The organism is Methylobacterium hispanicum, from assembly GCF_022179285.1.
Lineage (GTDB): Bacteria > Pseudomonadota > Alphaproteobacteria > Rhizobiales > Beijerinckiaceae > Methylobacterium > Methylobacterium hispanicum.
In genome coordinates this window covers 12529-26028 of record NZ_BPQO01000003.1, presented here as the reverse complement: position 1 = coordinate 26028, position 13500 = coordinate 12529, and the positions used below count along the sequence as shown (strand labels likewise).

At 73.0% G+C, this 13500-nt stretch carries 12 protein-coding genes; 5 read left to right on the top strand and 7 right to left on the bottom strand.

Annotated elements, in window-relative coordinates; all coding sequences use genetic code 11:
* Positions 1-177 precede the first annotated feature (177 nt).
* The 3 genes from MFF56_RS04090 (at position 178) to tatC (ending at position 1962) form a co-directional block, all read left to right on the top strand.
* Entirely contained in the window at positions 178-453 is a 276-nt protein-coding gene (locus MFF56_RS04090; protein ID WP_066926142.1) for a twin-arginine translocase TatA/TatE family subunit, read from the top strand.
* A 166-nt stretch (positions 454-619) separates the two neighbouring features.
* Positions 620-1165: a Sec-independent protein translocase protein TatB gene (tatB, locus tag MFF56_RS04085; protein ID WP_066926139.1), complete on the top strand. Its 546-nt coding sequence runs from the start codon at positions 620-622 to the stop codon at positions 1163-1165.
* Entirely contained in the window at positions 1162-1962 is an 801-nt protein-coding gene (tatC, locus tag MFF56_RS04080) for a twin-arginine translocase subunit TatC (protein WP_066926136.1), read from the top strand. The genes tatB and tatC overlap by 4 nt, the downstream gene beginning before the upstream one ends.
* Before the next feature lie 216 nt (positions 1963-2178).
* Here the strand turns inward: tatC and MFF56_RS04075 are convergent, their stop codons facing one another.
* Both MFF56_RS04075 and MFF56_RS04070 read right to left on the bottom strand, forming a co-directional pair.
* On the bottom strand, positions 2179-2838 hold the full coding sequence (locus tag MFF56_RS04075; RefSeq protein ID WP_238229562.1) for a 3-oxoacid CoA-transferase subunit B: 660 nt from the start codon (positions 2836-2838) through the stop codon (positions 2179-2181).
* A 107-nt stretch (positions 2839-2945) separates the two neighbouring features.
* The gene (locus tag MFF56_RS04070; protein ID WP_066921538.1) at positions 2946-3683 is read right to left on the bottom strand and encodes a CoA transferase subunit A; all 738 of its coding nucleotides are present in this window, start codon (positions 3681-3683) and stop codon (positions 2946-2948) included.
* Between the two features lie 324 nt (positions 3684-4007).
* On the opposite strand from MFF56_RS04070, the gene MFF56_RS04065 reads away from it, so the two are divergent.
* On the top strand, positions 4008-5852 hold the full coding sequence (locus tag MFF56_RS04065; protein ID WP_238229561.1) for an AsmA family protein: 1845 nt from the start codon (positions 4008-4010) through the stop codon (positions 5850-5852).
* An 82-nt stretch (positions 5853-5934) separates the two neighbouring features.
* Here the strand turns inward: MFF56_RS04065 and mdoH are convergent, their stop codons facing one another.
* The gene (gene mdoH / locus MFF56_RS04060) at positions 5935-8067 is read right to left on the bottom strand and encodes a glucans biosynthesis glucosyltransferase MdoH (protein WP_283207409.1); all 2133 of its coding nucleotides are present in this window, start codon (positions 8065-8067) and stop codon (positions 5935-5937) included.
* A gap of 257 nt (positions 8068-8324) precedes the next feature.
* Between mdoH and MFF56_RS04055 the strand changes: the two genes are divergently transcribed.
* Positions 8325-8912, top strand: coding sequence for a YgjV family protein (locus MFF56_RS04055; protein WP_082772889.1), 588 nt, complete (start codon positions 8325-8327; stop codon positions 8910-8912).
* Between the two features lie 78 nt (positions 8913-8990).
* Here MFF56_RS04055 and MFF56_RS04050 read toward each other — a convergent pair whose 3' ends face one another.
* The 4 genes from MFF56_RS04050 to MFF56_RS04035 all read right to left on the bottom strand — a co-directional run bounded on the left by MFF56_RS04050 (position 8991) and on the right by MFF56_RS04035 (position 13445).
* A complete protein-coding gene (locus MFF56_RS04050; RefSeq protein WP_238229559.1) occupies positions 8991-10544 on the bottom strand; it encodes an alkaline phosphatase D family protein in 1554 nt (517 codons plus the stop codon).
* 120 nt (positions 10545-10664) lie between these two features.
* A complete protein-coding gene (locus MFF56_RS04045; RefSeq protein WP_066920846.1) occupies positions 10665-12239 on the bottom strand; it encodes a SulP family inorganic anion transporter in 1575 nt (524 codons plus the stop codon).
* Positions 12240-12249: 10 nt separating this feature from the next.
* Positions 12250-12957 (bottom strand): carbonic anhydrase, encoded by a 708-nt coding sequence (locus tag MFF56_RS04040; RefSeq protein WP_066920844.1) that lies wholly within the window; start codon positions 12955-12957, stop codon positions 12250-12252.
* Between the two features lie 200 nt (positions 12958-13157).
* Complete coding sequence (locus tag MFF56_RS04035) at positions 13158-13445, bottom strand: hypothetical protein (RefSeq protein ID WP_238229618.1); 288 nt, start codon at positions 13443-13445, stop codon at positions 13158-13160.
* Positions 13446-13500: the final 55 nt, after the last annotated feature.

Here is a 13500-nt window from a genome sequence, read left to right as displayed (position 1 = left end):
CTCTTCGCACGGGCGGCGGCCGGAAGCGACGGGCGATGCGCCGCCGCGCGTCGCGTGACACGGGGCCGCCCGTGCCTTGTGTTCGGGCCGGCCCGTCCCTAGGTTCGGCGCGATCTTACGATTACGCGTTCGGTCGCCGCGCGGCACGGGGTTCCGCCCGCGGCGCAGGAGGTTGCCATGGGCAGCATGAGTATCTGGCACTGGGTCGTCGTCGCCGTCATCGTGATGCTGCTGTTCGGACGCGGCAAGGTGTCGGACCTGATGGGCGACGTCGCCAAGGGCATCAAGGCCTTCAAGAAGGGCATGGCCGACGACGAGACGCCCGCCCAGCCCCCGGCCGCCCCGGTGGCGCCGGCCGAGCCCGTGCGCACCATCCCGCACGCTGCCGAGACCAGCCCCGGCACCGCCGTCCCGGCGAGCCACCTGCCGGCCGGCGAGCGCAAGCCCGTCTGATCCGCCCCTGATCCGGGATCGGGCTTCCGCCGGCCGCGAAGTGGTGTAAGCCCCTCCCGGCAGGACCTCGGCGCGACGTCCCATAGGGCTTCGCGCGAGGCCCAACCGGGGCGTCCCGGGTTCTGGGCGCCCGAGCAGCGGGACCGTCGGCAAGGTCGGCAAGCACATGTTTGACATGAGTTGGGGCGAGGTGATGCTGATCGGCGGCGTCGCCCTCATCGTCATCGGGCCGAAGGATCTGCCGAAGGCGCTGCGCACCGTCGGGCAGATCACGACCAAGCTGCGCCGCATGGCCGGCGAGTTCCAGATGCAGTTCAACGAGGCGATCCGCGAGGCCGAGCTCGACGAGGTCCGCCGCGAGGTCGACGGCATCCGCAACACGGTCAAGGGCGCGGGCGGCGGCTTCAACCCGGTCCAGACCATCCGCGACGAGATCAAGGGTGCGGTCGAGGCGCGCGGGACGAACGGCACCGAGGCGCCGGCGCCCGGCGCGCTGGCCGCGGCCACCGCCCAGCTCAAGGCGGCCGAGGCGCCGCCGCCGGAGCGCGGCCGCTACGACGTCCCCCGGCCGCAGGAGATGAAGCCCGAGATGCTGGCAGAGACCCCGCCGGAGGCGCCGCTTCCCCTCCCGGGCTCGCCTGCCGATCCCCTCGCCCCGCCCGCGCAAGGCCATCGGCCGGAGGCCGCTGTTCGGCCGGAGGCCGACAGATGATCGACGAGGCGGACGAAGCCGAGATCGAGGCCTCGCGGGCCCCGCTGCTCGAACACCTGATCGAGCTGCGTGCGCGGCTGATCAAGTCGCTGATCGCCTTCGTGGTGATGTTCTTCGGGTGCTTCTTCTTCTCGCGCCAGATCTACAACATCCTGGTGCACCCCTACGTCTCGATCGTGGGGGCGCAGAACGCCGAGCTGATCGCGACGCACTTCCTCGAGCAGGTCTTCACCAACATCAAGCTCAGCGTGTTCGGCGGCGGCTTCCTGGCCTTCCCGATCATCGCCACGCAGATCTACGCCTTCGTGGCGCCGGGCCTCTACCGCAACGAGCGGCGGGCCTTCCTGCCCTACCTCGTGGCGACGCCGGTCTTCTTCATCCTCGGCGCGCTGGTGGTCTACTTCCTGGCGATGCCGCTGCTGATCCAGTTCTCGGTCTCGCTGCAGCAGATCGGGCAGCCGGGCGAGGCCACGATCAAGCTGCTGCCGAAGGTCGACGAGTACCTCTCGCTGATCATGACGCTGATCTTCGCCTTCGGCCTCGCCTTCCAGCTGCCGGTGATCCTGACCCTGCTGGGACAGATCGGCGTGATCGACGCGGCCTTCCTGCGCGAGAAGCGCCGCTACGCCATCGTGCTGGTGTTCGTCGCCGCCGCGGTTCTGACCCCGCCCGACGTGATCTCCCAGCTCTCGCTCGCGCTGCCGATGCTGCTGCTCTACGAGGCCTCGGTGCTCTCGGTCGCGCGCATCGAGAAGCTGCGGGCGGCCAGGCGCAAGGCCGAGGGGCTCGATCCGTAACCGCGACGCTCTCCCTCCCCCCTCTGCGGGGGAGGGTGGCACCCGAAGGGTGACGGGAGAGGGGCCCCGGCTTCAGGTCGAGGCGCGGCCTTCATGCAGGGCAGAGCCCGTGCCTGAAGCGCTCACCCCTCTCTGCGGGCCTACGTCCCGACCGACCCTCGCTGACGCGAGGGCCACCCTCCCCCGCAGAGGGGGGAGGGGGCGTTTCGCGCGGTCTCAGCTCAGCGCCACCGTGTAGGCGGCCTCGGTCTTGGCCCGCACCTCCTCCTCGGTGACGCCGTCGGCGAGCTCGATCAGCGTCATGCCGCCGTCCCCCCGCTTGTCGATGGTGAAGACGCCGAGATCCGTGATCACCATGTCGACCACGTGCGTGCCGGTGAGCGGCAGGTCGCAGGCCTTCAGGAGCTTGGCGCTCTCCGAGCCGTCCTTGTTCTTGGCGACGTGCTCCATCACCACCACGACGCGCTTGACGCCCGCCACGAGGTCCATGGCGCCGCCCATGCCCTTCACCATCTTGCCGGGGATCATCCAGTTGGCGAGGTCCCCGTTCTCGGCGACCTGCATGGCGCCGAGGATCGACAGGTTGATGTGCCCGCCCCGGATCATCCCGAAGGAATCGGCCGACGAGAAGTAGCTCGTCGTCGGCAGCGCCGTGATGGTCTGCTTGCCGGCGTTGATCAGGTCCGGATCCTCCTCGCCCTCGTACGGGAAGGGGCCCATGCCGAGCATGCCGTTCTCGGATTGCAGCTGCACCGACATGCCGTCCGGAATGTAGTTCGACACCAGCGTCGGGATGCCGATGCCGAGGTTCACGTAGAAGCCGTCCTCCAGCTCACGCGCGGCGCGCGCCGCCATCTGCTCGCGGGTCCAGGCCATGATGAGATATCTCCTGTGTGGCGCGTTCTCTTCGCGACCGCGCCGTCCGCCGCACGGGCGGCGGCGCGCCGTCGCGCTAGCGGCCTCGCGGCCGGGGATGTTCGGGCTCAGACGGCGCCGCCGCCGGCGGCCGCCGGGGCGGCGTCCGCGCGCTTGCGGGTGGTGCGCTGCTCGATGCGCTTCTCGCGCACCGGCACGTGCACGATGCGCTTCACGAAGATGCCGGGCGTGTGGATGTTCTCGGCGTCGATCTCACCCGGCTCGACGAGGTGCTCGACCTGCGCGACCGTGACCTTGGCGGCGGTGGCCATCATCGGGTTGAAGTTGCGCGCGGTGAGCCGGTAGGCGAGGTTGCCCTCGGTGTCGCCCCGGTAGGCGTGCACCAGCGCCAGATCCGCGAACAGGCCGCGCTCCATCACGTAGTGCTCGCCGTCGAACTCCCGCACCTCCTTGTCCTCGGCGACCTTGGTGCCGACGCCGGTCTTGGTGAAGAAGGCCGGGATGCCTGCCCCTCCAGCGCGGATGCGCTCGGCGAGCGTGCCCTGCGGGTTGAACTCGATCTCCAGCTCGCCGGCCAGGAACTGCCGGGCGAACTCCTTGTTCTCGCCGACGTAGGAGGAGATCATCTTGGCGACCTGCCGGGTCTCCAGGAGCTTGCCGAGGCCGACGCCGTCGATGCCGGCATTGTTGGAGACGACCGTCAGGCCCTTGACCCCGGAGGCGCGCACCGCCTCGATCAGCTCGTCGGGGATCCCGCACAGGCCGAAGCCGCCGCACATGATGGTCATGTCGTCGCGCAGGAGCCCCGCCAGCGCGCTCGTCGGATCCGCGTAGACTTTCTTCATTCGAACACCCTCCCGGCGGCGCGGCCGCGAGGCGGGCGCCTGAGATCCCATGCTGTCCCCGATTCCGTGCGGCGGGTCCAGCCCGGCACGGCATGCCGGCCTCCGCCGGGCTCACAAGGACCATGCCGCCGCCACGGATCCGCCACGGATCCGCCAAGGCTCGGCCAAGGCTCAGCCAACGCTTTGCCGCGACGGCCCGGCAGACAAAGCGCACCGAAGGGGCTATGGCCATCTTCACGAGCGGGCGAACCGTGACGGCTGGGGGCGGCCTGAAACGGGCACCGTACCCGGCCGATCCGGCCGATCCTGCAAGCCCGGAGCGCGATGTCGCCGCACCGCCCGATCCCCGCCCCGCTCTCCGCCCGCTGGCCAACCCTGGCGGCGACCGCGCTCGCCCTCGGCTGCATCGCGGGCGCGATGCCCTGGAGCATCGGGACGGACACGGCCCTGCGCCTGGTCGCGGCCGATCTCGACGCCTACGGGGTGGCTCTCGCCGCGAGCGGGCCGGCGAGCGTGCGCCTCCTGCCCCTGCCGCGCCTCGACCTGCGCGGCGTGCGCTTCAGCGAGGCGGCGGGCCTGCCGCTCGCGGAGGGCGGCCGCCTCTCGCTCGTGCTGGATCCCCTCACCCTGCCGCGCGCCTTGCTCGGCGGCCGGATCGGCATCGGCAGCCTCAGCCTCGACGACGCCCGCCTGCACCTGCCCGAGGGCGCGGACGACGCGCGCTGGGCCGGTCCCCTGCGGCGCCTGGCCGAGCGGAGCCGGGCCGGCTGGGGCGGCCACCCGCACCGGGTCGTCCTGCACCGCGCGGCCCTCGACGGCCGGGTCGTGCTGCGGGACCTCGATCTCGACATCGCCTGGCCGGCCTGGCGCGCCGCCGCCGAGGCCCAGGCCAGCTTCACCTGGGAGGGCGAGGCCGTCCGGCTCGCGCTGACGGACCTGCACCCGGCCGACCTCGCCTCGGGCGGCCTCTCGCCGTTCTCCGCCCGCCTCGCCTGGGGCGCCGGATCCCTCTCGGCGGACGGGCAGGCCCGGTTCGCGGACGGGCTGCGGCTCGCCGGGGAGGGCCGGCTGGAGACGCGCGCGCTGCCCCGCCTGCTCGCCGCCCTCGGCCGCGACGCGGCGCTGCTGCCCTTCGCCCGGAGCTTCGCGCTGGAGGGCCGCTTCGAGACCGAAGGACCGGCAGTGATGCTGCCGCGGCTGCGCGTCAGCCTCGGCCAGAACGTGCTCGACGGCGCGGGCGCGGTGAATATCGGAGCGGCGCGCACCGCCGTGCAGGCGACGCTCGCCGCCGAGAGCCTGGATCTCGGCCCCCTGGTCGCCCCGGTCGCCGAGGCGCTGGAGGGCGGCGCGGGCGCACCGGTCGCGCTGGCGCCCTATACGGGGGGCGATCTCGACCTCAGGCTCTCGGCCGCCGCGGCCCGGCTCGGCCCGGTCGCCCTCGAGGACGTCGCAGCCAGCGTGCTGGTGCGCGACGGCGCGATGGAACTCGCCCTGAACCGGGCCGGCCTGCAGGGCGGCACGCTGAAGGGCCGGGTCGCGCTCGCGCCCGCCGAGGCGGACCCGGCCGAGACCGAGCTGAAGGCGCAAGGAGCGCTCGACCGGGCCGATCTCGGCGCGCTGCTCGCCGATCTCGGCGCCCCGCGCTGGATGCAGGGCCAGGGGCAGGGGCATCTCGCCCTGGAGAGCCGCGGCCGCGACCTCGCCGCGCTGATGGCGCGGCTGAGCGGCCGGGCCGCCGTCTCGGTCGATCGCGGAACCCTCGTCGGGCTCGACCTCGCCGACGTGATCCAGCGCAACGGCGGCGTCGCCGCGGGCGCGCTCGCCCGCCGCAACGGGCGCACGCCCTTCGAGCGGGTCAACCTCTCGGTCCGCTTCGCGGACGGGGCCGGCGAGATCGGCGAGGCCACGCTGCAGGCCCAGACCCTGACCGCGGCGCTGCGCGGCGGGTTCTCGCTCTCCGACCGCTCCCTGCGGGCGCGCGCCGAGCTGAGCCCGCGCGCGGCCGGCGCGCGGCCCGGCCCGCTCTTCGACCTCGCCGGCCCCTGGGACGACCTCGCGGTGCGCGCGCTGCGCTCCGACGAGCCGGACCTGCCGGCCGGCACCCTGGCGGCCGAGCCCCTGGCCGGCCCCGCCCTGCTGCCGGCCCGCGCCCGCGCCTACGCGCCCTGAGGCTTCGGGGGATCCCGGAGGGCCCTGTGGCCCTTGGGCGGGTTCTCAGGGCGGCGCCCTGAGACGGCGCGGCCATCCCCCCTCAGGACGCGCCCGCCTCCCGCGGCAGGCGCGCGAGCCGGGCGACGAGGGCGGGGTCGTGCAGCAGCGCCATGCGCTCCTTCGGGCCCAGCCAGGAGGCCGCTTCGGCCAAGCTCTCGGCCTCTCCGAGCTTGGCCTCGGCCAGCACGCGGTCCGGCTCGATCCGCCCGCGCGGGCGGGGCGCGGGCGGCACCAGCATCCCGGCATGGGCCTCGGCGAGCGCCGGCTCGGCATGGAGCGCGTGGAGCGCGTCGGCCTCGTCGAGGCCGGCCTCGGCGTTCCGGGCGGCGAGTTCCCCGGCCCGCAGGGCGACGGCGGGGGGATCGCGCTCCTCCGGCGTCACGAGGAGGCCGCGCCGCTTCAGGGCGAGGCCGTAGGCGAGCTGCCCGCTCGCCCAGGAGATCGGGATCGCCAGCACGAGGCCGAGGATCGTCGGCGACATCCAGAGGAAGAGCGAGGTGGCGATGGCGAAGGCCGCCACCCCCGCCACCAGCCCGAGCAGGGTGTGCCAGCGGTGGCGCCTGACGATGTCGCGGAGCGGGATCGAGCCGTCGTCGCGCCGCTGCGGGTTCCAGCCGGTGTCGCGCCCGAGCAGGATGCCCGCGACCGAGCCCGACTGGATCAGCATGGCCACCGGCGCGATCAGCGCCGAGAGCAGGATCTCGAGGGCGCAGGAGGCGACGAGGCGGCCCGCGCCGCCGCAGGCCCGGCGCAGCTCGGCGTTCAGCAGGGCGAGGACCAGCCCCAGGACCTTGGGCGCCAGCAGGACGCCCATGGTCAGCCCGAAGAGCTTGAGCGCGCGCACCGGGTCGAAGCGCGGGAAGACCGGGTAGAGCGCCAAGCCTTGCGGGAAGTATTCGGGCTTGGCGTAGGCCGTCTGCAGCACCAGCGCGATGCCGACGAGGAGCTGGCAGAGCCAGAGCGGCGAGGCGACGTAGCCGGCGATGCCCGTGGCGAAGTGCTGGCGCGAGGCGAAGTGCAGCCCGGCCGCGCCGATGATGCGGCTGTGCTGGAGATTGCCTTGCGCCCAGCGCCGGTCGCGCACCGCCACGTCGATCAGCGAGGGCGGGCTCTCCTCGTAGGAGCCCGGCAGCGTCGGCAGCATGGTGACGGCCCAGCCCGCGCGCCGGATCAGCGCCGCCTCGACGAAGTCGTGGCTCAGCACGTGGCCGCCGAAGGGCGGGCGGCCGGCGAGGTCCGGCAGGCCGCAGGCCTCCGCGAAGGCCCGGGTGCGGATGATGGCGTTGTGGCCCCAGTAGTTGCCGTCGCGCCCCGACCACGCCGAGAGCCCGACCGCGATCACCGGCCCGTAGATGCGGGCGGCGAATTGCTGGAGGCGCGCGAACAGGGTGTTGCGGTTGATGATGAGCGGCAGCGACTGGACGATGCCGGCATCCGGGTCCGCCTCCATGGCGGCGGCGAGCCGCACCACGCAGTCGCCGGTGAGCAGGCTGTCGGCATCGAGCACCAGCATGTGGTCGTAGGCCCCGCCCCAGCGGGTGACGAAGTCGGCGATGTTGCCGGCCTTGCGGTGGTGGTTCTTCGGCCGGTGCCGGTAGTAGAGGCGCGCGTCGGGCCCGAGCCGGTCGCGCAGGCCCAGGAAGGCGCGCTCCTCGGCGATCCAGGCGTCGGGTTGGGTCGAGTCCGAGAGCACGAACCAGTCGAAGGCGGCGCCGAGCCCGGTGGCCGCGACGGATTCGTGCATCGCCTCAAGCCCCGCGAAGGTGCGGGCGGTGGCCTCGTTGTAGACGGGCATCAGGACGGCGGTGCGGCCGGCGAGCGCCGTCGGCGCCGGGGGCGGGGCGCGCTTGCGCAGCAGCACCCCGAAGCCCAGCACCGCGCTGGTGAAGGCGAGCGCGATCCAGGAGAAGGTGAGGAGGAAGAGCGCCACGAGGACGAGCTGCAGGATCGTCGGGCTGCCCGACACCGCGACCGTCTCGTACATCTGCCAGCCGCCATAGGCGGTGAGCGCCAGCGCCCCGCCGAAGACGAGGATCCGGGCGCCCCAGGGCGCGGCGTGCCGCCCCACCGGGCGGCGGACCGTGGCGGCATCGAAGCGCGCCAGATCCTGCACCGGCATGGCGAGCGCGGCTTCCCGAGGCATTGCGGGGGGCTGGTCCGGCGCGGCCCCGATCGGGGCGGGGCCGGGAAGGGCGGTGTCGTCGATACGCAAGGTGGGCCGGCTTCCTCGGGGGTCGGGCTCAAGGGGGCGTGCGCCAGGAACGCGCCAGTTCCCTGTTTAGGCGATTGTGTCCGGCAAATGCACGGCCGGGCGCGGCACGGGCGCCACACCGGCCCGTCGCCGCGGGCCCCGTTAACGAACCGGTTACCATGCGGGCCTAGCGGCTCGGGTCTCGTCACAGTGCAGATCCGGCGCCGCAAGAGCCCACCATGTCGTCCCAAGTCGTCCTGTCGCATGAAGTCCTTCGCGACACTGTCCTCGCCCTGGCCGAGACCGTTTCGGGCCATCTCGACATCTTCGGGGCGCTGGGCCTCCTCCTCGGCTTCGCGGCCGGGATGATGCCGCGCCGGGAGGCGATCCTCATCGCCTCCGCCGCCTGCGCGGCGAGCTTCGCGCTGCACTTCCTGCGGCTCGGCGCCCATACGGGCACCGCGATGTGCGTGATCTCGGTGGCGCAGAGCCTCGCCGCAGCCCGGTTCGGCGGGCGGGCGCGGCGCCCGGCCTGGTTCGTGCCGTTCTTCGGGCTCGGCTTCGTGGCGGTGCTCGGCCTGACCGCCGCGACCTGGAACGGCTGGCCCTCGGCCTGCGCCGGCATCGGCGCGCTGCTCGCCACCCGCGCCCGGCTGCAGACGGAGGCCGGCGCCATGCGCCGCCTGTTCCTCGGGGCCTCGCTGGCCTGGGCCGGCCACAACCTGCTGGTCGGCTCGGCCTTCGGCCTGACCTGCGATCTCTTGACGATCTCGGGGCTGCTGGTGGCGATGGGCCGCTCGGCCGGGGGGCGGCCGGCTGCGGCCTGACACCGCTTCCTGTGGACCGCGCGGATACGGGGGTTCCCCTCTCCCCGCGCGCGGGGAGAGGGGATCCATCGGCGCGTCTCACGCCGGGTCGAGCACCGTCCGCCACAGGTCCGTGTCGGCGGCGTCCTTCAGCGTCACGGTCATCTGGCCGGTGGCGCCCGCGATCGCGACGTGGCCGAAGAACTGGTAGCCCTCGGCCGGCGAGAGGTTCTGGCGCCCGGCCGGCGGCGCCTTCACGAAGCGCAGCTGCGGCCCGAACGTGTCGTCGAGCGCCGCCGGCCCGAAGGTGCCGGCGTGGAGCGGGCCCGAGACGAACTCCCAGAACGGCGCGAACTCTTGGAAGCGGGCCCGGCTCGGGTCGTAGTGGTGCGCCGCCGTGTAGTGCACGTCCGCGGTAAACCAGACCGTGTTGCGGATGTCCTGGTCGCGGATGAAGCGCAGCAGGTCCGCGATCTCGAGTTCCCGCCCGAGCGGCGGCCCGTCGCCCTGCGCCACGCCTTCCGAGCCGAATCTTGCATCGGTGTCGTACGTGACGACGAGCCCGAGCGGCATGTCGGCGGCGATCGCCTTCCAGGTGGCGCGCGAGGCCTTCAGCGCCCGCTTCAGCCAGGCGAGCTGGGCGGGCCCGAGGAACTGGGTGCGGGCGCTCGGCTCGGTCTCGTCGTTGGCGCCGTTGGGGCCGCGGTAGCTGCGCATGTCGAGCAGGAACAGGTCGAGATGCGGCCCGTACGAGACGCGGCGGTAGACGCGCCCCGGCTCGGCCGGCTCGAAGCGCATCGGCATGTACTCGTGGAAGGCACGGGTGGCCCGGGCGGCCAGCACGAGGCTGTTGGCGTCCGCGTAGCCCTTGCGGCGGTGCTCGGCCCGGGTCAGCCGCTCGCCCGGCCACCAGTTGTTGGTGACCTCGTGGTCGTCCCACTGCGCCAGGATCGGGATCTCGCGGTTCATGGCGAGGACGTTGCGGTCGAGGAGGTTGTACTTGTAGGCGCCGCGGAACTCACTGAGCGTCTCGGCGGGCTTGGCCTTCTCCTCGGTGACAAGGTTGCGCCAGAGGCCGCCGTCGGGGAGCCGCACCTCCGCCTGGATCGGCCCGTCGGCGTAGATCGTGTCGCCGGAATGCAGGAAGAAGTCCGGACGGTTCCGGGCGATCGCGGCGTAGATCGTCATGCCGCCGCGGGATTCGTCGATGCCCCAGCCCTGGCCCGCGGTGTCGCCCGACCAGCAGAAGCTGACGTCCCGCGCCAGCGCCGGGGCGCTGCGGAAGCGGCCGGTGATGGGCTCGCCCAGGATCGTCGGCTCGGCCAGATTCTGCAGGCGGACCCGGTAGTGGATGTCCTGGTCGGGGGGCAGCCCCTGCAGGGCCGTCTTCACGGTGAGGTCGCTCTCGGGGAGGGCGTCGACGAAGACGCCGCCGCGGATGTCCCGGAAGCTCTCGGTCGTCGCCCACGCGATGACGGCGCGTGACGGCCGGTCGGCCCGGGCCCAGACGACCGCCCCGTCGCCCGAGACGTCGCCCGATTGCAGCCCGTGGCTGAGCGCGGGCCGGTCGGCGGCGCGGCTGATCGCCGGCCGGGCGAGGGTGAGGGCGGCGGCCGTCGCCAGGACGCGGCGGCGGGTGAGGGGAGGGGACATCGGGCTCTCTCGCCGGCGGATGGGGCCGGCGAGACAGAGCGCAACCGTCTGACAGGGGGATGACGGCGCGACGACGAGGGCCGAGCCCCTCCCCCGCGGGCGGGGGAGGGGCTCGCTCGGTCAGGCCGCGGCGACGGCCTCGGCGAGCTTGCGGTGCGGGGTGCCGGAGCCGCCCACCACGGCGACCCGGGTCCCATCCGCGGCGCGGCGGTTCGCCCAATCCTCGATCATCTCCAGGCAGGTGTGATCGATATGGGCGAGGCGGTGGGTGGAGAGCCGGACCTCGCCGCCGACCGGGGTCTTCTCCAGCGCCTCGGTGAGACGGGGCAGCTGGAGGAAGGTGGCAGCACCCGAGAGCCTGAGTTCCGGCACGCCCGCCCGCTCGGCCGCCGCCGCGTGCTCGATCTTCAGCGGCCCCTTGCGGAGCGCCGGGATCGCCTGGACCAGGCTGAGCGCGAGACCGGTCAGCACGCCCGAGAGCAGGTCCACCAGCACCACGGTGAGCAGGGTGGCGAGCCAGATCCCGGCCGTGACGAGGCCGTAGCGCTCGTGCAGGTGCAGCGCGTGGGCCGGGCTCGCGAGGCGCCAGCCGGTGACCACGAGGATGCCCGCGAGCGCCGCCGTCGGCACCAGCTTCAGCACGAAGGGCAGGAGGAGCAGGAAGGCCAGGATCCAGGTGCCGTGCAGCACCGTGGAGGCCCGGGTCTTCGCCCCCGACTGGACGTTGGCCGAGGAGCGCACGATCACGCCGGTCATCGGCAGGCCGCCGAGGAACCCGCAGATCACGTTGCCCACGCCCTGCGCGCCGAGCTCGCGGTTGTACTGCGTGCGCGGCCCGTCGTGCATGCGGTCGACGGCGGCCGCCGACAGCAGGCTCTCGGCGCTGGCGATCACCGCGATGGTCAGCGCCATCACGATCAGCGTCGGCTCGGCGAGCCGCCCCCACAGCTCCGCGGTGGGGAGCGCGATGCTGGCGAGGATCGCGTCCGGCACCTCGACGCGCTTGACGTCCATCGCGCCGAGCGTGGCCACGAGCGTGCCCGCGAGCACGCCGACCAGCGCGCCCGGCAGCACCCGGAGGCTCGCCGGCCGCAGGCGTTCCCAGCCGATCATCGCCACGATGGTGGCGAGCCCCACCGCGACCGCGCCGAAGCGGTTGCCCTCGCCGGAGACGAAGTTGAAGAAGGCGGCCGGGATCGCCACGAGGTTGTCGAGGCCGCTGGCCTGCGGCATCGCGTCGGTGAGCACGTGGATCTGGGCCAGCACGATCAGCACGCCGATGCCGGCGAGCATCCCGTGCACCACGGCCGGCGAGATCGCCCGGAACCAGCCGCCGACCCGGAGCGCCCCGAACAGGAGCTGGAAGGCGCCCGCCAGCACCAGCACCGGACCCAGCACGTCGAGCCCGTGCTGGCGCACGAACTCGAACACGATGACGGCGAGGCCGGCTGCCGGCCCGCTGACCTGGAGGGGCGAGCCGGCGATGAGCCCGACGACGATGCCGCCGACGATGCCGGTGATCAGGCCGCGCTCGGGCGGCACGCCCGACGCGATGGCGATGCCCATGCAGAGCGGCAGGGCGACCAGGAAGACGACGACGGAGGCGGGCAAATCGCTGGCGAGATTTCCACGCGCGAGGTTCGCGCGCGCGCCCGCCGGCAGGAATCGGGACACGGATCGGGACAGTGCCTGCATGGACCTGTCCTCAGGCGGCGGCGACGGGGGCGGTCCGGTAGTCCGGCTCCGCGACCCGGCGGGTCAGCGAGGCCTGGGCGACGGGCAGGTCGGCTTCGTCCCCGAGCGGCACGAAGCGGGCGGCCTCGCCGTCGTAGGCGAGCAACTCGCCGCTCTCGATCTCGAAGAACCAGCCGTGCAGCGTCAGCTCGCCCTTGGCGAGCGCGGCGGCGACGCTCGGATGAGTGCGCAGGTTGGCGAGCTGCACCATCACGTTCTCCAGGGCGAGTGCCCGGTGGTGCTCCTTCGGGTCCATCCCGGCCGGGTAGGCCTCGCAGACGATGCGCTCGGCGGCCGCGGCGTGGCGCAGCCAGGCGGCGACGCTCGGCATCCTGCCCAGCGCCTCGGGCGTCATCAGCCCCTTCATGGCGCCGCAATCGGAATGGCCGCAGACCACGATGTCGCGCACGCCGAGCGCCACGACCGCGTACTCGATCGCCGAGGAGACGCCGCCGTTCTGCTGCGTGAACGGGGGCACGATGTTGCCGGCGTTGCGGCAGACGAACAGCTCGCCGGGCCCGGCTTGCGTGATGTGCTCGGGCGAGACGCGGGAATCCGCGCAGGCGATGATCAGGGCTTTCGGGCTCTGCCCGTCCCGGACCAGGCGCTGATACATCTGCTGCTGTCCGGGAAAGATCTGGCCCTTGAAGGTCGAGATACCCTGGATGATGTTGTCCACGTGAGATCCTCGTTGTGCGAGAAGGTCGACGGTGACGCGCGGCGCTTTGTGCGAGAGATCGCGCATCTTGGCGCGCCGCATGATCACGATGGGCGACGGATACTTTCGAAAATCGCGAAAGTGCCATCGCAGGACTTGGATGGGCGGCCCTCTCGCCGCGATGCAGGCCTGAACGTCGTGCGCCGCATCGCCGGCTGGGATCAGCGCGCCGGACGCTTGGACCAGCCCGCGGCCCAGGCCGGCGACACGACGTTGCGGCGGGCGACGACGGGGGCGGGCTCGTGCAGCATCGGCGCGCCGAGGATCTGACCGCTGCCCTGGCGCTGCGAGTAGGCGGAGCGGGGGTCGTGGTAGGGGTCGTTGACGAAGCTGCTCATGTGGCCCCCGCCGGCCACCATGCGCTCCCCGCCCCCGCCCTCGCCGGCCTGAGCGGCCAGCGGCAGACCAAGGGCGGCGGCCATGGCGACAGTCGTAACGATGCGCTTCATCATGATAATCCATCCTCTTCGTGCGATCAGTTGCGTCGATCGTTGGTGATCGCCG

Coding starts and splice junctions, on each gene's coding strand:
- MFF56_RS04090 (WP_066926142.1), top strand. CDS start 178: ATGGGCAGCATGAGTATCTGGCACTGGGTCGTCGTCGCCGTCATCGTG.
- tatB (WP_066926139.1), top strand. CDS start 620: ATGTTTGACATGAGTTGGGGCGAGGTGATGCTGATCGGCGGCGTCGCC.
- tatC (WP_066926136.1), top strand. CDS start 1,162: ATGATCGACGAGGCGGACGAAGCCGAGATCGAGGCCTCGCGGGCCCCG.
- MFF56_RS04075 (WP_238229562.1), bottom strand. CDS start 2,838: ATGGCCTGGACCCGCGAGCAGATGGCGGCGCGCGCCGCGCGTGAGCTG.
- MFF56_RS04070 (WP_066921538.1), bottom strand. CDS start 3,683: ATGAAGAAAGTCTACGCGGATCCGACGAGCGCGCTGGCGGGGCTCCTG.
- MFF56_RS04065 (WP_238229561.1), top strand. CDS start 4,008: ATGTCGCCGCACCGCCCGATCCCCGCCCCGCTCTCCGCCCGCTGGCCA.
- MFF56_RS04055 (WP_082772889.1), top strand. CDS start 8,325: ATGTCGTCCCAAGTCGTCCTGTCGCATGAAGTCCTTCGCGACACTGTC.
- MFF56_RS04050 (WP_238229559.1), bottom strand. CDS start 10,544: ATGTCCCCTCCCCTCACCCGCCGCCGCGTCCTGGCGACGGCCGCCGCC.
- MFF56_RS04045 (WP_066920846.1), bottom strand. CDS start 12,239: ATGCAGGCACTGTCCCGATCCGTGTCCCGATTCCTGCCGGCGGGCGCG.
- MFF56_RS04035 (WP_238229618.1), bottom strand. CDS start 13,445: ATGAAGCGCATCGTTACGACTGTCGCCATGGCCGCCGCCCTTGGTCTG.